Source organism: Pseudarthrobacter sp. LMD1-1-1.1 (genome assembly GCF_040676255.1).
Lineage (GTDB): Bacteria > Actinomycetota > Actinomycetes > Actinomycetales > Micrococcaceae > Arthrobacter.
In genome coordinates, this window is the sequence record NZ_JBEGHP010000001.1 from 708279 (window position 1) to 728150 (window position 19872).

Genomic DNA, 19872 nt, shown 5'->3' on the forward strand with positions numbered 1-19872 from the left:
CGGGCCCGGGCTTGGGCCGTAGGTCCCGTCCGGCGGCCCGGACTACGTACCCCATTGCCAGGAGGTTCGGATTGGGTTGGCGGGCAGCAGCACCAAGTATCCTGAGTTTGTAGGGCGTGATCGAAGCGGCCCCAGTCCCCTCCGGAGAGGGAAAACCACAAGGAGGCGGCATGCCGGTCCGGCGTCTGATGCAGTTGCTCATCGCCGCGTTGGCGGCTGCCCTGGTTCTTTCCGGCTGTTCGGGCGGCAGCGCCCCGTCCGTGGTGGTGGGGGAGGCGAAGCGCGGCGGCAGCGTCACTGTGGCTGAGGTCAACGCATTCTCCTCGTTCAACCCCTACAGCGCCAACGGCAACACCGACATCAACTCGAAGATCGGCGCCATCACGCACTCGGGCTTCTTCTACCTGGACGACAGCTCCAAGGTGGTCCGCAACGACAAGTTCGGCCACTTCGAGAAGGTCTCCGACCAGCCGCTCAAAGTAAAGTACACGGTCAACGAGGGCGTGAAGTGGTCGGACGGGGCGCCCATCGGAGCCGCAGACCTCCTGCTGAGCTGGGCCGCAGGGTCAGGTTACTTCGACGACGTCGACCCCGCAGCAGGGAAGGGCACCAAGTACTTCTCGGTCGCCTCCGACACCACAGGCCTGGCGGGTACCCTGTTTCCCGAAATCGGGTCGGACGGCCGTTCCATCACCATTGAGTACGCCGCACCGTACGCTGACTGGGAAGTGGCGTTCGACGTCGGACTCCCGGCCCATGTCGTTGCTGCCAAGAGCGGACTCAACGACGAGGAGGACCTGGTCAAGCTCCTCAAGGACACGCCCCGGGGCAACCCGGACAAACCGGCGTCGCACCCGGCCCTCAAAAAGGTCAGCGACTTCTGGAACACCGGGTTCGACACGAAATCCGTTCCGGATGATCCTGCGCTCTACCTGTCCAGCGGCCCCTACATCGTCCGCGACATCGTGCCTGAAGTTTCCATGAAGCTGGTCCGGAACCGGGACTACGTGTGGGGCGCGGAACCGTGGCTGGACGAGATCAATGTCCGGTTCACGGGGGCCGTGCCGGCGGCGGTTGATGCCCTGCGCAACGGGCAGGCGGACATCATTTCGCCCCAGCCCTCGGCTGCCACGGACAGTCTCCTCACAGGCCTCTCAGGCCAGGGCATCACCGTTGAACGGTACAAACAGTCCGGCTACGACCACCTTGACCTCAACTTCTCCGGGACGTTTGCCGACAAGGATGTCCGGGAAGCCTTCCTCAAGACGGTGCCGCGGCAGGCGATTGTGGACGCCGTGGTGGGCGCCCAGGTGGCGGACAACAAGCCGCTGGACTCCCAGGTGTTCCTGCCCGGACAGCCAAAGTACGACGAGACCGTGAAGAACAACGGGTCGTCCGATTACGCCAAGGTGGACATCGATGGCGCAAAGAGGCTCCTCAAGGACGCCACCCCCAGCATCCGCATTCTCTATAACCGGGACAACCCGAACCGGGCCAAAGCCTTCGCCCTGATCCGCGACTCGGCCGCCCTGGCGGGGTTCCGGGTTGTCGACGGCGGCCAGGGGAGTGCAGACTGGGCGGCCGCGTTGAGCAGGGGAGGCTACGACGCCGCCCTGTCAGGCTGGATAGGGACTGAGGCAGGTGTCAGCAGGGTGCCCCAGATCTTCCGCACCGGCGCCGGCAGCAACTTCACGGGCTATTCCGACGCTGACGCGGACAAGATCATGGAACAACTGGCCGTGACCACGGACCTGGGCAAGCAGGACGAGCTCCTGGCCGAGATCGACAAGCACATCTGGGAGGACGCGTACGGCCTGCCCCTGTATCAAACCCCGGGAACGACTGCGTTCAATTCCCGGGTGGCCGGCGTGAAGACCAGCCCCGGTCCCCTCGGCGTGTGGTGGAACGTTGCGGAGTGGCGGCTGTCCTAGCCGGGGCCACGCTTTTTTTGGGTCCTTTGGCTCTTGCGGCACCGATTCGCCGTACGGCCTACCGGCGAGTAGCATGTGACGTGCCTAACTATCGCCGCCGCCCGGGGCATTGAAAAGCCGCCGGTCACGGTTTGGCAACGGAGTACCAATATCTGGACTTCGTGCGGTTAGGCTAACTCGTATTGTGTAGGTTTCGTCACAGCGGTGAGCTGCGTCCGACCTGCGGGGAAGCACAAGATTCCCCTATACATCTCTCCCACAACTCATAGGAGGCGGAATGCGTTTTACGCGCACTTCCAAAGCACTGGGCATCGTGGCAATCGCCGCGCTTGCCCTGACCGGGTGCGGCGCCGGCGGCGGCGGCAGCACTGACGGGGCCAGCAAAGCTGCCGGCGATCCGAACAAGGTCATCACCGCCTACAGCAACGAGCCACAAAACCCGTTGCTGCCGGCAAACACCAATGAGGTTTACGGCGGCCGCGTGGTCGAGCTTCTCTTCGAAGGCCTGCGCACGTACGACGCCAGCGGCAAGCCGGTAAACGCCCTCGCTGACTCCATCGAGTCTTCCGACGCCCAGAACTGGACCATCAAGGTCAAGCAGGGCCAGAAGTTCACCAACGGTGAAGCCATCACGGCAAAGACCTTCGTCGACTCCTGGAACTTCGCCGCAAACTCCAAGAACCTGCAGAACAACGGATTCTTCTTCGAGTCCATCGCCGGTTACGAAGACGTTTCGGCTGTGAACTCGGAAAAGGGTGCTGACGGCAAGACCACCACCACTCCTGCTCCCAAGGCCGACACCATGTCCGGCCTGGCAGCAACCGATGATTCCACCATCACGGTCAAGCTCGCCCAGCCCGAAGCGGACTGGTCCCTGCGCCTTGGCTACTCCGCCTTCTTCCCGCTTCCGTCCGCCGCGTTGACCGACCCCAAGACCTTCGGTGAAAACCCCGTTGGCAACGGTCCGTACAAGTTCGAAAAGCAGGGTTCCTGGGTCCACGACCAGTCGATCTCCCTGGTCAAGAACGCTGACTACAAGGGCCCGCGCGAGGCAAAGAACGGCGGCGTGACCTTCAAGTTCTACACCGATCCGGGCCCCGCATACACGGACCTGCAGTCGGACAACCTCGACATCACGGATGTTCTCCCGTCGAACGCCCTGAAGACCTACGTCTCCGACTTCCCGGACCGCAACTCCACGAAGCCGGTTGCGACCAACTCCACGCTGAACATCCCGCCGTACAACCCCAACTTCCAGGGTGAAGCCGGCAAGCTGCGCCGCCAGGCACTGTCCTACGCCATCAACCGCGAGGAAATCGCCAAGGTTGTCTTCAACGGCACCCGCACCCCGGCCAAGGCATTCGTTCCGCCGGTCATCGACGGATTCAAGGAAGGCCTCAAGGGCAGCGAAGTCCTGAAGTTCGACGCCGCCAAGGCCAAGGACCTCTGGGCACAGGCCGAGAAGATCAAGCCGTACGACGGCTCCAAGCCGCTCCAGATCGCCTCCAACACCGACGGCGGCAACAAGGAATGGATCGATGCGGTAGCCAACGGCTTCAAGAACAACCTCGGCATCCAGGCTGAAATCCAGCCGTTCGCCAAGTTCGCTGAAGTCCTGAACCTCCGCAAGTCCCAGCAGCTGCCCGGCCTGACCCGCGCGGGCTGGCAGGGCGACTACCCGTCGCTGTACAACTTCCTGGGACCGGTCTGGGCCACCAACGCTTCCTCCAACTACGAGAAGTACTCGAACCCTGAGTTCGACAAGCTCCTCAAGGAGGGCCTGGCTGCCAAGAGCACGGACGAGGCAAATACCAAGTTCAACCAGGCACAGGAAGTCCTGTTCCAGGACCTGCCCGGCCTGCCGCTCTGGGATCAGGCACGCCCGATCGTCTGGAGCAACAACATCGTGAAGGCCGAGACCGGCTGGAACGGCGGCATCCTGTACTACGGCATCACCGCCAAGTAGTCACCAGATCTAACTTGCCGTCAGGCTGATGGGGGTTCCGGTTGCGTCCGGGCCCCCATTGGCTTGCAAGCGGCAGGAAGGCATTCATGAACGCGTTTTCCCCTTTACCGGAAGGCAGGTGATCCTGTGATCCGGTTCATCCTGCGCCGACTCCTTCAGGTGATCCCTGTTTTCCTCGGCACTACCCTTTTGGTGTACTACATGGTGTTCGCCCTGCCGGGCGATCCCATCGCCGCGCTGTTCGGCGACCGCCAGCCCCCGCAGGCTGTCATCGACACCCTGCGCAGCCAGTACAACCTGGACCAGCCCTTCTGGGTCCAGTACGGCCTGTTCCTCAAGAACCTTTTCACCTTCAACCTGGGCAATGACTTCACGGGCCAGCCCATCGCGGCCAGCCTTGCCCGTGTCTTCCCGGTGACGGCGATGCTCGCCATCGAGGCGCTGGCCATCCAGGCTGTCTTCGGTGTTGCGTTCGGCGTTTTCGCCGGGCTGCGGCGCGGCGGCTGGTTCGACTCCACCGTCCTGGTGGCCTCGCTGGTTGTCATCGCAGTCCCCACCTTCGTCCTCGGCTTCGTTTTCCAGCTCGTCTTCGGCGTGCAGCTTGGCTGGGCCAAACCCACAGTGGGCGCGAACGCCAACTGGGGGACCCTGCTGCTCCCGGCCGTGGTCCTGGGACTTGTCTCCTTCGCCTACGTCCTCCGCCTGACTCGCGCATCAGTCAGCGAAAACATGAATGCCGACTACGTGCGGACCGCCACGGCCAAGGGCCTCTCCCGGCCGCGGGTGGTCATGGCGCACATCCTGCGCAACTCCCTGATCCCTGTGGTGACCTACCTGGGCGCCAACCTTGGCGGCCTGATGGGCGGTGCCATTGTTACTGAGGGCATCTTCAACGTTCCCGGCGTAGGCAACAAGCTCTACCAGGCTGTCCTCCGCAGTGAAGGCCCCACCATCGTCTCCATCGTCAGCGTGCTGGTGCTGGTGTTCGTCGTGGCGAACCTTCTTGTCGATCTCCTGTACGCCTGGCTTGACCCGAGGATCCGCTATGACCAGTAATAACAGCCACTTCGTGGCCCCCATCGACGAGACACCGCTGCAGGCAACGGACGCCGTCAAGACGGACCAGGCCCCGCTCAGCCTGTGGGCAGACGCGTGGCGCAAGCTCCGCCGTCGTCCGCTGTTCATCATCTCGGCACTGCTGATCCTTGCCCTGATCGTGATTGCCTTGTTCCCGGGCCTCTTCACGTCCACGCCCCCCAACGAGGGCTGCGAGCTTGCCAACTCCGAAGGCGCCCCCACGGCCGGACACCCGTTTGGCTTCACCTTCCAGGGCTGCGACGTTTACTCCAGGGTCATCCACGGCACGCAGGCTTCCCTCTCCGTGGGCCTGCTTTCCGTGCTCTGCGTGCTGGTTATCGGCGTGACGCTCGGCGCCCTCGCGGGGTACTACGGTGGCTGGATCGATGCCGTCCTCGCCCGCCTGGGCGATATCTTCTTCGCCCTGCCGCTTGTCCTGGGCGCGCTGGTGATCACTCAGCTGCCGCTGTTCCGGGAGAACAAGAGCGTATGGACCGTGGTGTTCGTCATCTCGCTCCTGGCCTGGCCGCAGATGGCGCGCATCACCCGTGGTGCAGTCATCGAGGTACGCAACGCTGACTTCGTCACAGCCGCGCGCGCGCTGGGCGTCTCCAAATTCGGCGCCCTGATCCGCCACGTCCTGCCGAACGCCCTGGCACCCATCATCGTCCTGGCGACGCTGGAGCTTGGCGTGTTCATCGTGGCCGAAGCCACCCTGTCCTTCCTGGGCATCGGTTTGCCCCAGAGCATCATGTCGTGGGGCAACGACATTGCAGGCGCCCAGGCATCGATCAGGACCCGGCCGGAAATCATGCTCTACCCGGCCGCGGCGCTGTCCATCACGGTGCTGAGCTTCATCATGCTGGGTGACGCCGTGCGTGACGCCCTCGACCCGAAGAGCCGTCAGCGATGAGAGATAAAGAGATGACAAGTCCAGACGTCCGCATTGATGAGGCCGGTGCCACCGGCGTCAGGCCGCTGCTCGAAATCCGCGACCTCGCCATCACCTTCAAGACCGGCGGCGGCGACGTCCAGGCGGTGCGGAATGCACACCTGACCATCATGCCCGGTGAAACGGTGGCCATCGTGGGCGAGTCCGGTTCCGGCAAGTCCACCACAGCCCTGGCCGCCATCGGTCTCCTGCCCAACAACGGCAAAGTGTCCGGCGGCCAGATCCTGCTCGACGGCGAGGACATCGCCCACGCCTCCGAGCAGCGCATGATCGAGCTGCGCGGCAACACCATCGGCATGGTGCCGCAGGACCCAATGTCCAACCTGAACCCGGTATGGAAGATCGGCTACCAGGTCCGGGAGACACTGCGTGCAAACGGCCGGCCCAGCGGGCCGGACGATATCGCCAAGGTGTTGTCCCAGGCCGGACTGCCGGACGCCAAGCGCCGGGCCAACCAGTACCCGCACGAGTTCTCGGGCGGCATGCGCCAGCGTGCGCTGATCGCCATCGGCCTCTCCTGCCAGCCGCGCCTGCTGATCGCGGACGAGCCGACGTCGGCCCTTGACGTCACCGTCCAGCGGCAGATCCTGGACCACCTGGAAACCATGACCAACGAGCTGGGCACCTCGGTGCTGCTGATCACCCACGACCTTGGCCTCGCAGCCGAGCGTGCCGACAAAGTCGTGGTCATGTACCAGGGCCGCGTCGTTGAGGCGGGGCCGTCGCTGGAACTGCTGCGCAACCCGCAGCACCCCTACACCAAGCGGCTCGTGGAGTCCGCGCCATCCCTTGCCAGCCGCCGCATCCAGGTGGCCAAGGAACAGGGCGTGGAGACGTCGGACCTGCTGGCACCTGCCGCCGAAACGGTGAAGCCGGACACTTTCCTGCAGATCCAGGACCTGCGGAAGGTCTACAAGCTCCGCTCGGGGCTGGGCAAGACGACGGACTTCGCGGCCGTTGACGGCGTAAGCTTCGACGTCCGGCGGGGAACCACGACGGCGATCGTGGGGGAGTCGGGTTCCGGCAAGTCCACAGTGGCCAAGATGGTGCTCCAACTGGAGAAGCCGACCGAGGGCAGGATCCTGTTCGACGGCGTCGACACCTCGGCCCTGAAGCCTGCCGAGCTGTTCAAGTTCCGCAGGCGGGTCCAGCCGATCTTCCAGGACCCGTACGGCTCCCTCGATCCGATGTACAACATCTACCGCACGATCGAAGAACCATTGCGGGTCCACAAGATCGGGGACCAGGCCAGCCGGGAGAAGAAAGTCCGGACATTGCTGGACCAGGTGGCTCTGCCCCAGTCCGCCATGCAGCGGTATCCCAATGAGCTGTCCGGCGGCCAGCGGCAGCGCGTGGCCATCGCACGGGCACTGGCGCTGGACCCCGAGGTCATCATCTGTGATGAGGCAGTCTCCGCGCTGGACGTGCTGGTGCAGGCGCAGGTGCTGAACCTGCTCGCCGACCTGCAGGCCAACCTTGGGCTGACGTACCTGTTCATCACGCACGACCTTGCCGTGGTGCGCCAGATCGCGGACCACGTCTGTGTGATGGAGAAGGGCCGCCTGGTGGAGACCGGGTCCACGGACGACGTCTTCGAATCGCCCAAACAGGAGTACACCAAGGCCCTGCTCAACGCCATTCCCGGCGCGAAGCTGATGCTTCCGCCTGAGGTGGCATAGCGGGACGTTTTCCCTGAACGGCTGGAGCCGGGACCTTTTGGTCCCGGCTCCAGCCGTTTAAATTGATTGGTTTGATTGACCGGCGAAACTGTCTGGGTGGCGGGCGGAACCAGCCCGGTTCAGCTGTCAGTCCTGGAAGGTGCTCCCGGCTGCAGGCACGGCGGCGAGGGCGCCCTGCTCCGCTGCGGCTTTCCGGTCCAGTCCGAGTTCCCTTAGCCTGCGCTCAAGAATCCCGCCCAGTGCCGTGCGGCCTTCGGTGTTCATGTGCACCGCATCGGCGAGGTCCTTCGCCAGCCCGTACCTGGTGAGCCAGTCTCCGGTGGAGATAAAGGGCAGTCCATTTGCTGCCGCCACGGCACCGAGCAAAGCATCAACCTCACTCCGCCGGCCGCCGCCGTCGTTCGATCCCCGGGCCAGGGTGCCGATCATTGCCAGCCGTGTGCCGGGATAGCGGCTCCGCAGCTCAGCGATCAGCCGCTCGGCGTTCCGTGCGATCTGCGCGTTGCTTGCGCCTCCGGCGGCGTCGTTGCCACCGCCCTCGACCACAATGAGGGCGGGGGTGCCGGAGGGGAGCTGCCAGTCCCCGCGCTGCAGGGCGTCCACGTAGTTACCGGTGGCGCCGTTCGCCGCGACGTAGCCGGTGCCCCCGCGGCCGCAAAAGTACACGTTGTACCCGGCAGCGGCCAGGCCCAGGCGGGGCCAGCCGTCAACGGGTTCCGACTGCGAATCCCCAATCAGCAGGACAGTCTTGCCCACATCGGGCACAACTGCTTCCAGCCGGCCGTTGCCTGTATTCAGGACGTGGGCAGTGGCTGCCACCGACACCTTCGCGGTGCCCGGCTTCACGGCTGACGCCTGGTTGTTGGCCGCCTGGCCTGGGGCTGCCCTCGACAGGCTGCTGCCGCCCGGACCAGCGGAAAGTCCGTCTCCACCGGATCCCGCGACCACGAGCCCGGCGACCACTGCGGCCACAGCCCACGCGGCACCGCGCATGGTGCTGGCCTTGGCAGGGGGCATCGTTGTCTCCGGCGTGCTCAAAGGATGGGCTTTTTGTCACAGACATCATGCCATGCACACGCAGGCGGCAGTGAACTTGGTCACGCCAAGTGCGGGACGGTGGCTGATCTTGGCTCAAGCGGCGGCGGTCAGTCCCGCTGGAATTTAGGCCAACAAATGGCTCAGCGGCTAGAATAGAGGAAGGCGCCCTGTGCCAAGGGCCTTGTCCGTCGTGCGTTCCGGTTGGAAATGTCGCGATACCTCAGCTGACTTCACCACTGAATCGAGCAATAACGCATGTCTGAAACCTCCACCAACACTGCGGTAGCCACTGCATCGCGCAGTGACCTGCGCAACGTAGCGATCGTGGCCCACGTTGACCACGGCAAGACCACCCTGGTCGACGCCATGCTCAAGCAGACCCATTCCTTTGCCGAGCACAACCACGTAGAAGACCGCGTCATGGACTCCGGTGACCTGGAGCGCGAAAAGGGCATCACCATCCTGGCGAAGAACACCACTGTCGCCTACAACGGTCCGTCCTCGAACGGCGAGACCATCACCATCAACGTGATCGACACCCCCGGCCACGCCGACTTCGGCGGCGAGGTCGAGCGCGGCCTGTCCATGGTCGACGGCGTCGTCCTGCTCGTCGATGCCTCTGAGGGCCCGCTGCCCCAGACCCGCTTCGTGCTGCGCAAGGCCCTCGCCGCGCACCTGCCCGTGATCCTGCTGGTCAACAAGACCGACCGCCCCGACGCGCGGATCGAAGAGGTCGTGCACGAGTCCATGGACCTGCTCCTCGGCCTCGCCTCCGACCTGGCCGACGAGGTCCCCGACCTCGACCTGGACAAGATCCTCGAGGTCCCCGTGGTTTACGCCGCCGCGAAGGTCGGCCGCGCCTCCCTTGAGCAGCCCGCTGACGGCACCGCTCCGGAGAACGAGGATCTTGAGCCGCTGTTCAAGACCATCATCGAGCACATCCCGGCTCCGACGTACAACCCGGAGGGTGTGCTCCAGGCGCACGTCACCAACCTCGACGCCTCCCCGTTCCTTGGCCGACTGGCCCTGCTGCGTATTTACAACGGCACCCTGCGCAAGGGCCAGACCGTGGCTTGGGCCCGCGCCAACGGCGAGCTGAAGAACGTCAAGATCACCGAGCTGCTTGCTACCAAGGCGCTGGAGCGCGTGCCGGCCGAGTCCGCCGGCCCCGGCGAGATTGTCGCCGTCGCCGGCATCGAGGAGATCACCATCGGTGAAACCCTGACCGACGCCGAGAACCCCCAGCCGCTGCCGCTGATCACCGTGGACGATCCCGCGATCTCCATGACCATCGGTATCAACACCTCGCCGCTGGCCGGCAAGGTCAAGGGTGCCAAGGTTACTGCCCGCCAGGTCAAGGACCGTCTTGACAAGGAACTGATCGGTAACGTCTCCATCAAGGTCCTGCCCACCGAGCGTCCCGACGCCTGGGAAGTCCAGGGCCGTGGCGAGCTCGCCCTCGCCATCCTGGTGGAGCAGATGCGCCGTGAAGGCTTCGAGCTGACCGTCGGCAAGCCGCAGGTTGTCACCAAGACCGTTGATGGCAAGATCCACGAGCCGATGGAACACATGACCATCGACGTGCCCGAGGAATACCTGGGCGCCGTCACCCAGCTCATGGCAGCCCGCAAGGGCCGCATGACCAACATGGCCAACCACGGCACGGGCTGGTGCCGCATGGAGTTCATCGTTCCGGCCCGTGGCCTGATCGGTTTCCGTACCCGGTTCCTGACCGACACCCGCGGCGCAGGCATCGCAGCTTCCATCTCGGAAGGCTACGAGCCGTGGGCCGGCCCCATCGAGTACCGCACCAACGGTTCCATGATCGCCGACCGCGCCGGTGTTGTGACCCCGTTCGCCATGATCAACCTGCAGGAACGCGGCTCCTTCTTCGTGAAGCCCACCTCCGAGGTCTACGAAGGCATGATCGTGGGCGAGAACTCCCGCGCCGACGACATGGACGTCAACATCACGAAGGAAAAGAAGCTCACCAACATGCGTGCCGCTTCCTCGGACACCTTCGAGAACCTGACCCCGCCGCGCGACCTGACACTCGAAGAGTCGCTTGAATTCGCCCGCGAGGACGAGTGCGTCGAGGTGACCCCGGAAGCCATCCGCATCCGCAAGGTCATCCTGGACACCAACGAGCGCGCCAAGGCCAACCGCGCCCGCGCCAAGGCCTAGTAACTCCGCAGGTCCTCAGAACGCCACCGGTATTTGCCGGTGGCGTTCTGCGTCTAAGCCCGCGATTGCGCAGCGAACCGGACGCTCGTTGCGCAGGGACAGTCCGTGCTCAACGAGCGGCGCTGTCACCGCGCACGGACGGTTTTCCACATGGCGGTTTCCGGGTCCTGCGTCCGGCTCCGTAAGCGGCAAGCATGCAGTTATGCCAACTCTTTCAGAAGCCCTAACTGCCCTGGGCGGCGTTGCCAGTACCCATTCACTGTCAATGGCGGGGGTTTCGCGCCGGAGCCTGGAGGCCGGCGTGGCTGCGGGCTCAGTCCAAAGGATTGCCCGTGGGGTCTATGCCCACCCGCAAGCTGATCCTGTGCTCATTCACGCAGCCCGCCACCATGCTGTCCTGGGGTGCGTCTCGGCTGCCAGCGCCGCGGGCTTGTGGGTGGTCAGGCGCCCGGACAGGACGCATCTGGCCGCATCACACGGCAGGCCTGTCCCTGGTTGCATCGTGCACCGCAGCAGGATCCCGCTGACACCCCTGGACATCGTGTGCCAGTCGTTGCGCTGCCTGGCGCCCCTGGAGGGACTGGCCATTGCGGAGTCCGCGGTCAAGAACGGGCTCATCCAACTTCCGGCCTTGCGGGAGCGGTTTCCGGCTGCCGCGAAAAGGGCCTCAGGGACTTGGTGGCCCGGATCCGCCCTCAATCCGGGTCCATCATCGAAACGATGGCGCGATACCTGTTGGAGGAAGCCGGGCACACGGTCGAGCTGCAGGTCAGGATCCCCGGGATGACATCTGGATCTGCTCGTTGACGGCCTGCTCGGAGTTGAAACCGACGGCTACGCCCACCACAGCAGCCGGGAGGCTTACCGCGAGGACCGGCGGCGGTGGAATGTCACCGTTGTCCAGGGTGTTCCAACCCTCCGGGTCACCTTCGAGATGCTGATTAACGAGCCGGACGGGTTCGTGAGGATGGTGCAGCGGGCGCTGGCCACGTACCGCACTGCGCAATGACGGCAGGAGTGGCTGCGCAGGGACAGCCCCTGCGCAGTGAGAGGCGGTGTCAGTGCGCAGCGGCGCGGCGCGGGGGAGCGGGCGGCACTTCCTTCGCGGCCACCACAAGCTCCAGGGGAATGACGACGTCGGCCCGGCGGGTACGGACGGTGCAGGAACCGGCGTCGCACGCCAGCAGGTGGCCCAGGGCGTCCGTGAGGCCACCTTCAATCCGGTAGCGCACCACCACCCGGGTTCCGGGCTCAGCCGCGGCAAGGAAGCGGACGGGGGCGGACACTGGCAGACTCACCAGTTCATACTAGGCCGCCGGCTAGGTTAGCGGGAAAGGGCTGGGAGATAATAGGCTCAGATGTCAATAGTCCGGCCGTGCTGCCGGATGCAAGAGCCGGCGGGCAAGCCGGAACCCAACGTGGAGAGGCCAGGGACGTGACGTACGTAATCGCGCAGCCGTGTGTGGATGTTAAGGACAAGGCATGCATTGAGGAGTGCCCGGTCGACTGCATCTATGAGGGCGAGCGTTCGCTGTACATCCATCCGGACGAGTGCGTCGACTGCGGCGCCTGCGAACCGGTGTGCCCCGTGGAGGCCATCTACTACGAGGATGACACCCCGGAGGAATGGGCTGACTACTACAAGGCAAACGTCGAATTCTTCGATGACCTGGGGTCTCCGGGCGGCGCGGCCAAGATCGGCAACACGGGCAAGGACCACCCGATGATCGCCGCCCTGCCGCCGCAGAACCAAGACCACTGACGCGGACGGGAAACGTGACCGCAGCAGTGAATTCGTTTGGCCTGAACCTGCCCGACTACCCGTGGGAGGCCATGGCCCCCTACCTGGCCAAAGCCTCGGAACACCCGGGCGGGGCAGTCAATCTGTCCATCGGGACCCCGGTGGATCCCACCCCGCAGCTGGTCCAGGATGCACTGAAGGCGGCCGCGAATGCCCCCGGTTATCCCACCGTTCACGGCACTCCCGCGCTTCGGGAAGCCATCGCGGGCTGGTTTGAACGCCGGCGCGGTGTGGCGGGCCTCGACCCCCGCAACATCATGCCGACAGTGGGGTCCAAGGAACTTGTTGCGTGGCTCCCGCTGCTGCTGGGCCTCAGGTCCGGAGACGTCGTCGTACGCCCCAAGGTGGCTTACCCCACGTACGATATCGGCGCCACCCTTGCCGGGGCCACCTCGGTGGCCACGGACAACCTGGACGAGCTTGACGACGCCACGCGTGCACGCGTGCGCCTCATTTGGGTCAATTCCCCGGGCAACCCCACGGGCAGTGTCCGCGACGCGGAGTCACTGAAGGCGCTGGTGGTCCAGGCCCGTGAAATCGGCGCTGTGGTGGCATCGGACGAATGCTACGCAGAGCTTGGCTGGGGCGACTGGGACGTCCAGCGCGGCGGCCGGCGCGTCCCCAGCATCCTCGATCCCTACGTGGCAGGCGGCTCGCACCAGGGCCTTCTCGCCGTGTACTCGCTGAGCAAACAGTCCAACCTGGCGGGCTACCGCGCAGCCTTCGTTGCCGGTGATCCGGACCTGATGCCCAACCTGGTCAACAGCCGCAAGCATGCAGGCATGATCGTCCCCTACCCGGTCCAGGAGGCCATGCGGGTGGCGATGGGGGATGACACCCACGTTGAGGCCCAGAAGGACCTGTACCGGGGCCGCCGTGAACGCCTGGTGCCCGCGCTGCTGGACTTCGGCCTGGAGATCAAGGAGTCCGACGCCGGCCTGTACCTGTGGTCGACGGCGGGGGAGGACACGTGGGCCACGGTGGCCCGCCTGGCTGAGCGCGGCATCGTGGTGGGCCCGGGAGTCTTCTACGGAGAGGCGGGCAACGGCTATGTCCGCGTGGCCCTGACCGGATCCGACGAGCGGATCGATGCAGCCGTTGCACGGCTGGCCGGTTCCGGCTCCTAGGCACACGTAACATTCGTGTGACTCGCCCCACATCCGGCGCATTTTAGGCTGGATGGGAAGCCTGCGGATTAGTGACACCCGCCAAGGAGCGGTACTTTTTAAGTTGACGATCAATGGTGGCTTTCTACAAGAAGGCAGCCCGGGTGTTGGAACCTGTCTTCTCAGGCTCGAGTGCGCGGCTCACCTGATGTTGGATCAAGCTTTCGACAGAGGCCGAAGACGCCTCATGAAGGGGACTCCATGACTGAGACCAACAATGCTGCGACCCTGCTCCACGCAGGTGGCGAGCTGAAGCTCCCGCGCATCCAGGTTGTTGAAGGGAACGAGGGTTACGACGTCTCCAAGCTGCTCAAGCAGACCGGTGCCGTGACCTTTGACCCCGGCTTCATGAACACCGCAGCAACCACCTCCGCCATCACCTACATCGATGGCGATGCGGGCATCCTGCGCTACCGCGGATACCCCATCGAGCAGCTGGCGCAGCACTCCAGCTTCCTCGAGGTGTCCTACCTGCTGATCTACGGCAACCTGCCCACGCCCACTGAGCTGGACGAGTTCGACCAGAAGATCCGCCGCCACACCCTGCTGCACGAGGAGCTCAAGGGCTTCTTCGGCGGCTTCCCCCGCGACGCGCACCCCATGCCGGTGCTGTCCTCGGCCGTGTCCGCGCTGTCCACCTTCTACCAGGACTCCCTGGACCCGTTCAACGCCGAGCAGGTGGAGGTTTCCACCATCCGCCTGATGGCCAAGCTGCCGGTCATCGCCGCGTACGCGCACAAGAAGTCCATCGGCCAGCCCATGCTGTACCCGGACAACTCCATGAACCTGGTGGAGAACTTCCTGCGCCTGAGCTTCGGCCTCCCCGCCGAGCAGTACGAGCTGGACCCGGTCATCGTCAAGGCACTGGACCTGCTCCTCATCCTGCACGCGGACCACGAGCAGAACTGCTCCACCTCCACCGTGCGCCTGGTGGGCTCCTCCAACGCCAACCTCTTCGCCTCCGTTTCGGCAGGCATCAACGCCCTCTTCGGCCCTGCCCACGGCGGCGCCAACGAGGCAGTGCTGAAGATGCTGCGCCAGATCCAGGCCGAGGGCCTCAAGCCCGAGGACTACATGGAGAAAGTCAAGAACAAGGAAGACGGCGTCCGCCTGATGGGCTTCGGACACCGCGTCTACAAGAACTACGATCCGCGCGCCAAGATCGTCAAGGCCACGGCCCACGAGATCCTCAGCAAGCTCGGCGGCAACGACGAACTGCTGGACATCGCCATGCGCCTGGAAGAGAAGGCGCTCAGCGATGACTACTTCATCCAGCGCAAGCTCTACCCGAACGTGGACTTCTACACCGGCCTGATCTACAAGGCCATGGGCTTCCCCGAGAAGATGTTCACCGTCCTGTTCGCCATCGGTCGCCTGCCGGGCTGGATTGCCCAGTGGCGTGAAATGATCAGCGACCCGAACACCAAGATCGGCCGCCCGCGCCAGCTGTACATCGGCGAGCCGGAGCGCGACTACCCCGCCCGCTGATCCCCTGCCCGTCAGGGACAGCAACAGCCATGACGACGACGGCCGCCCACCTTTCACAGGTGGGCGGCCGTTCCGCGTTAAGAACCATCGACTGCTCCGTACTTGTCGTTTTGGGGCTCCATAACGACAAGTGCGGAGCAATCGATGGGGAGGGCAGGGTCAGGAGGCGTAGCCCTGGGGGTTGTTCTTCTGCCAGCGCCAGTGGTCCTCGCACATCTGGTCCACGGTCTTGGTGGTGGACCAGCTCAGGTCTGCCAGGGCTGAGGTGGCATCGGCCCAGAACGCCGGAAGGTCGCCTGCGCGGCGGCCGGTGATCTCGTAGGGGATGGGCTGGCCCACTGCCTTCTCAAAGGAACGCAGGACCTCCAGGACAGAGGAGCCCTTGCCGGAACCGAGGTTCCAGCGGAAAACACCGGTGCGGTCCGCGATGTGGTTCAGCGCCGCCACGTGTCCTTCGGCGAGGTCCACCACGTGGATGTAGTCGCGCAGGCAGGTGCCGTCCGGGGTGTCGTAGTCGCCGCCGAAGACCATGAGCTTCTCGCGCCGGCCCACGGCCACCTGGGCAATGAACGGGACAAGGTTGTTGGGAATGCCCTGCGGGTCTTCGCCGATACGGCCCGAGGGGTGTGCGCCAACCGGGTTGAAGTAGCGCAGCAGTGCTATGTGCCAGCGCGAGTCAGCGGCGCCGAGGTCCGAGAGGATGTCCTCGATTTGTTCCTTGGTGCGCCCGTACGGGTTGTTGGCGCCGATCTCCATCTTTTCCACGTACGGGATGGGGTTGTGTTCCCCGTAGACGGTGGCCGAGGAGCTGAAGACGATGGACCGGACGTCGTGCCTGTCCATGACGCGGACCAGGTTCAACGTCCCCACCAGGTTGTTGTAGTAGTACTTCAGCGGCTCCCGCACTGATTCACCCACGGCTTTGAGGCCGGCGAAATGGATGACGGCCTCGATGCCGTTGCCGGCGAACACCTTTTCGACGGCGGCCTCGTCCACCAGGTCCACGTTGTGGAACTCCGCGGTCTTGCCGCTGAGTTCGGCCACGCGGCGCAGCGACTCCTCGCTGGAATTGACCAGGTTGTCGATGACGACCACGTCGTGGCCGGCTTCCTGCAGGGAAAGAACAGTGTGGGAACCGATGTAGCCGGTGCCCCCTGTGACCAAGATTTTCATGCCTCAACGCTATCCCACGTGCAGCGTTGCCCGCCGCCGTGTCCCGGATGGCGGGCGGACTGTGACAAGGCAGATAAAGCACAAGTGTGCTAATAAGAATGGTGCCCAAAATTGTAGACGCCGATGCCCGGCGGCAGGATGTGGTCCAGGCGGTTCTCCGCATCATTGCCGTGGACGGTCTCGAGCGTGCCTCGCTCCGGGAAGTTGCGGACGAAGCAGGACTGGCGGTCGGCTCGGTCCGGCACTACTTCCAGGGCAGTGAGGAGCTCCTGGCGTTTACGTTCGGCACGGTGGTGGACCGGGTGGCCGGCCGGCTGGAAGCCCTGCTGCCCGCCGTGCTTGGTGCTGCCGCAGCCAGCCCCGAACAGCGGGAGGCTGTTTCAACCCTTCTGGGCGGCATGCTTCCCCTGGACGAGGAAACAGCTGTGGAAGCATGTGCGTGGCTGGCTTTCAAGAACGCCGCCCGCATCAGGCCGTTCCTCGCCGCGGAGGCGGACCGCAGCCACCGCGAAATCGCAGCCATCATGGGCGCACTCGTCGCAACCCTGCTCCCGGATGATGAACCGCAGGAGAACCTGGTGGTGGAGGCCGAACGGCTCCTGGCAACGCTGGACGGACTGTGCATGCACGCCTTGCTCCAGCCCGGCTGGATGACGGCGCAGATGTGCCGCGACGTGCTTGATCGCCACCTGGACGGGATCGGACGGTAAGGGATCAAAAGGCTGTCCTGCACTTCCGTGGACTGCCTGCGGGAATAGACTGATAGCCGGGTAGGCCGGACCGATCACGATGCCCGGCACCGGTAGGCCAGGAAAGGACTTTGGATGCAGCACGCAAGCGGTTCAGGGTGGCAGATCACCACCGACACATCCGGGCCGATGATGATTGCTCTTTACGTCCGGGACGCCGCCGGCCTGAACGGCGTGGGCCGTCCCATGCTGTCCCATGCATCACCCAAAGTCCGCTCGGCGGACCATAAGCACCTGACCGCGGATGTTGGCGGCCTCAGCGCACTGAAGACAGAGTGGGAGGCCTGGTGGGAGCAGCTGCTCAAGGCGCACCCCCACACCTCCCCGGAACTGTCTCCGCCAGATTTCGAAGCGTTCGGCAACTCGCCGGCGCTCCAACGGCTCCTGCAGGCCCATTTCGGCTCTGCCCTCACCTGGGCCAGGGAACGCAGGAGCGAATACGCCGAACTCGAAGCCCAGCGCGTGGCCAGCGGAACGGACCAGCTGCTCGGGGACATGGTGGACGACCGGCTGATGGAGGTGGGGCGGGACTCCCGGGATTTCACGCTGACCATCATTGAGCTGCCGCTGGACGAGCAACGGGCCTGGTACCTGGAACCGGACAAGATCATCATGAGCCATGAGTTGATGGGCCAGCCTGAGCTGTTCCGCAGCTACGTCCAGCCGGTGCTGGAAATCCTGGTCTAGCCACTGCAGGGAGTACGACGGCGGGAGGTCACGTGCCGCCGTCGTCCTGCCGTACGGTGATGCGCACCTGCCCGGCGGCGGCCCCCGACGCCTGCCATCCGTCCCCGCCTGGCCGGTCCCAGCTGCGGCCGGCGACTTCCACCTTGGTCACCGCCAGGTCCTTGGCATTCGCAACCGCCCACTGGGCCACCGACCATGCCAGTGCCCCGTCCGCGTCCACTACCAGGGTGGCGCCGTCCACCTGCGCATCCACGCCGCCGTACGCCTGCTCCAGCTCCGTCACCACTGTTGTTGAATTCCCGCCTGCCGTCGGGGAGCGCAGCGTGCACTGGACTCCCGCCGGAGTCTGTCCGGTCAGCCCGGAAGCGAAGGCCCGGCCCATCTCCTCGTGCTGGGCATAGGCCTTGGGGTAGGCGGAACGCTGGACCTGCTGGGCGGCGTCAGTGATGTCCAGCGTCTCGTACCCAGGGATCTTCACCAGGGCGTCATAGAAGGCGTTGACGGCGTAGTACGGGTCCATGATCTGGGCCTCGGTGCCCCAGCCCTGGGACGGCCGCTGCTGGAAGAGCCCCCGCGAGTCAGGGCCGGCCTGGTCGCCGTGGCCGATGTTGCGCAGCTTTGACTCCTGCATGGCAGTGGCCAGGGCAATGGTGGCGGCACGCGGAGGGAGGCCCCGCCGGACGGCCGCGGCGGTGATCAGGGCTGCGTTGGCCGCCTGGTCCGGCGCCAGTTCCCCGGTCCGGCCGCCGGCCGTGGCGGTGCAGCGCTCCGAGACGAGGGTCTCGGAACGCTGCACAAAGTAGACCGCCGTGTAAATGCCTCCCGCTGCCAGTGCCAGGGTGAGGAGCAGCACCGCCAGGCGGCGCAGGCCGCGCCTGCGCGCCGCAGACAGAGGTGCCACGAAGAGACTAGTTGGCGTGCAGGGCGTCGTTCAGTTCCACGGTCTGGCCCTTGCGGGGGAGAGCCTCCACCGCGCCCGTGGTGGAGTTGCGGCGGAACAGCAGGTTGGGGACGCCGGAGAGCTCGGCAGCCTTGACGATCCTGGTGGTGTCCTCGCCCACCTCGTCCTTGGGGCCCGGGACGCGGACGCGGGTGCCCGCCGTGACGTAGAGGCCGGCTTCCACCACCGAATCGTCACCGATGCTGATGCCCACGCCTGAGTTTGCCCCGAGCAGGACCCGCTCGCCGATGGTGATCTTTTCCTTGCCGCCGCCTGACAGGGTGCCCATGATGGACGCGCCGCCACCCACGTCGCTGCCGTCCCCGGTCACGACGCCCGCCGAGATGCGCCCCTCCACCATGGAGGTGCCCAGGGTTCCGGCGTTGAAGTTCACGAAGCCCTCGTGCATGACGGTGGTGCCGGCGGCGAGGTGCGCACCCAGGCGCACCCTGTCGGCGTCGGCAATCCTGACCCCGCTGGGGACCACGTAGTCCACCATGCGCGGGAACTTGTCGATGCCGTAGACGGTGACAGCGCCCCGCCGGCGCAGCCTGGCGCGCGTCAGTTCAAAGCCCTCGACGGCGGCGGGGCCGAAGTTGGTCCACACGACGTTGGGGAGCTTGGCGAAGATGCCGTCCAGGTTAATGGTGTTGGGCTGGACCAGGCGGTGCGAGAGAAGGTGCAGCCGGAGGTAGGCGTCCGCGGTGTCGGCGGGGGCTTCGTCGAGGTTGATCTGGACAAAGACCACCTTCTGCTCCGTGCCGCGGTCCTGGTCTGCGCCGTTCTCAGCGATGGCGGTCAGGGCTTCGTCGGCGTTTTCCACCGAACGGAGGTCCTCGGCCGCAACACCGAGTGCCGGTGCCGGGAACCAGACGTCCAGGACCGTGGTGTCGCTGCCGGTGGTGGCGATGGTGGCCACACCAAAGCCATAGGCGGAACGGTCTTCAGTGTTGGAGGTCAGGGTTTCGGGCACGGCGGAGGAAGCAGTCTCAGTCATGTGCTCCAGTCTATCGAGGGCCGGGCAGGCGGTTCGAACTAGAC

General features: G+C 65.1%; 17 protein-coding genes. 11 read left to right on the plus strand and 6 right to left on the minus strand.

Annotated elements, in window-relative coordinates:
- Positions 1–170: 170 nt before the first annotated feature.
- The 5 genes from MRBLMD1_RS03465 (at position 171) to MRBLMD1_RS03485 (ending at position 7605) form a co-directional block, all read left to right on the plus strand.
- The gene (locus MRBLMD1_RS03465) at positions 171–1931 is read left to right on the plus strand and encodes an ABC transporter family substrate-binding protein (RefSeq protein ID WP_364397515.1); all 1761 of its coding nucleotides are present in this window, start codon (positions 171–173) and stop codon (positions 1929–1931) included.
- Between the two features lie 277 nt (positions 1932–2208).
- Positions 2209–3897: a peptide ABC transporter substrate-binding protein gene (locus MRBLMD1_RS03470; protein ID WP_159631469.1), complete on the plus strand. Its 1689-nt coding sequence runs from the start codon at positions 2209–2211 to the stop codon at positions 3895–3897.
- Positions 3898–4023: 126 nt separating this feature from the next.
- Positions 4024–4953: an ABC transporter permease gene (locus MRBLMD1_RS03475; protein ID WP_159631470.1), complete on the plus strand. Its 930-nt coding sequence runs from the start codon at positions 4024–4026 to the stop codon at positions 4951–4953.
- Positions 4943–5887, plus strand: coding sequence for an ABC transporter permease (locus MRBLMD1_RS03480; RefSeq protein WP_224026584.1), 945 nt, complete (start codon positions 4943–4945; stop codon positions 5885–5887). Before MRBLMD1_RS03475 ends, MRBLMD1_RS03480 begins: the two co-directional genes overlap by 11 nt.
- Positions 5888–5898: 11 nt before the next feature.
- On the plus strand, positions 5899–7605 hold the full coding sequence (locus tag MRBLMD1_RS03485; RefSeq protein ID WP_159631472.1) for a dipeptide ABC transporter ATP-binding protein: 1707 nt from the start codon (positions 5899–5901) through the stop codon (positions 7603–7605).
- A 126-nt stretch (positions 7606–7731) separates the two neighbouring features.
- Here the strand turns inward: MRBLMD1_RS03485 and MRBLMD1_RS03490 are convergent, their stop codons facing one another.
- Positions 7732–8622 (minus strand): SGNH/GDSL hydrolase family protein, encoded by an 891-nt coding sequence (locus MRBLMD1_RS03490; protein WP_364397521.1) that lies wholly within the window; start codon positions 8620–8622, stop codon positions 7732–7734.
- Positions 8623–8898: 276 nt separating this feature from the next.
- Between MRBLMD1_RS03490 and typA the strand changes: the two genes are divergently transcribed.
- Complete coding sequence (gene typA / locus MRBLMD1_RS03495) at positions 8899–10827, plus strand: translational GTPase TypA (protein ID WP_159631474.1); 1929 nt, start codon at positions 8899–8901, stop codon at positions 10825–10827.
- Between the two features lie 769 nt (positions 10828–11596).
- On the opposite strand, the gene MRBLMD1_RS03500 is transcribed toward typA, so the two are convergent.
- Together MRBLMD1_RS03500 and MRBLMD1_RS03505 are read right to left on the minus strand one after the other, a co-directional pair.
- A complete protein-coding gene (locus tag MRBLMD1_RS03500) occupies positions 11597–11833 on the minus strand; it encodes a hypothetical protein (protein ID WP_364397525.1) in 237 nt (78 codons plus the stop codon).
- A gap of 52 nt (positions 11834–11885) precedes the next feature.
- Complete coding sequence (locus MRBLMD1_RS03505) at positions 11886–12125, minus strand: hypothetical protein (RefSeq protein WP_275179574.1); 240 nt, start codon at positions 12123–12125, stop codon at positions 11886–11888.
- Between the two features lie 137 nt (positions 12126–12262).
- Here MRBLMD1_RS03505 and fdxA point away from each other — a divergent pair, with 137 nt between their 5' ends.
- The 3 genes from fdxA (at position 12263) to MRBLMD1_RS03520 (ending at position 15282) form a co-directional block, all read left to right on the plus strand.
- A complete protein-coding gene (gene fdxA, locus MRBLMD1_RS03510; RefSeq protein ID WP_013601705.1) occupies positions 12263–12589 on the plus strand; it encodes a ferredoxin in 327 nt (108 codons plus the stop codon).
- Positions 12590–12603: 14 nt separating this feature from the next.
- Positions 12604–13755, plus strand: coding sequence for a succinyldiaminopimelate transaminase (gene dapC / locus MRBLMD1_RS03515; RefSeq protein WP_224026579.1), 1152 nt, complete (start codon positions 12604–12606; stop codon positions 13753–13755).
- A 240-nt stretch (positions 13756–13995) separates the two neighbouring features.
- Positions 13996–15282: a citrate synthase gene (locus MRBLMD1_RS03520; RefSeq protein ID WP_056334606.1), complete on the plus strand. Its 1287-nt coding sequence runs from the start codon at positions 13996–13998 to the stop codon at positions 15280–15282.
- Positions 15283–15441: 159 nt separating this feature from the next.
- Here MRBLMD1_RS03520 and galE read toward each other — a convergent pair whose 3' ends face one another.
- Positions 15442–16455: a UDP-glucose 4-epimerase GalE gene (gene galE / locus MRBLMD1_RS03525; protein WP_275179573.1), complete on the minus strand. Its 1014-nt coding sequence runs from the start codon at positions 16453–16455 to the stop codon at positions 15442–15444.
- A gap of 101 nt (positions 16456–16556) precedes the next feature.
- On the opposite strand from galE, the gene MRBLMD1_RS03530 reads away from it, so the two are divergent.
- Both MRBLMD1_RS03530 and MRBLMD1_RS03535 read left to right on the plus strand, forming a co-directional pair.
- The gene (locus MRBLMD1_RS03530) at positions 16557–17165 is read left to right on the plus strand and encodes a TetR/AcrR family transcriptional regulator (protein ID WP_364397532.1); all 609 of its coding nucleotides are present in this window, start codon (positions 16557–16559) and stop codon (positions 17163–17165) included.
- Between the two features lie 114 nt (positions 17166–17279).
- Positions 17280–17891 (plus strand): hypothetical protein, encoded by a 612-nt coding sequence (locus tag MRBLMD1_RS03535; protein ID WP_159631480.1) that lies wholly within the window; start codon positions 17280–17282, stop codon positions 17889–17891.
- A gap of 28 nt (positions 17892–17919) precedes the next feature.
- Here MRBLMD1_RS03535 and MRBLMD1_RS03540 read toward each other — a convergent pair whose 3' ends face one another.
- Both MRBLMD1_RS03540 and dapD read right to left on the minus strand, forming a co-directional pair.
- Complete coding sequence (locus tag MRBLMD1_RS03540) at positions 17920–18783, minus strand: hypothetical protein (protein WP_364398003.1); 864 nt, start codon at positions 18781–18783, stop codon at positions 17920–17922.
- 16 nt (positions 18784–18799) lie between these two features.
- Positions 18800–19828, minus strand: coding sequence for a 2,3,4,5-tetrahydropyridine-2,6-dicarboxylate N-succinyltransferase (dapD, locus tag MRBLMD1_RS03545; RefSeq protein WP_159631481.1), 1029 nt, complete (start codon positions 19826–19828; stop codon positions 18800–18802).
- Between the last annotated feature and the right edge of the window lie 44 nt (positions 19829–19872).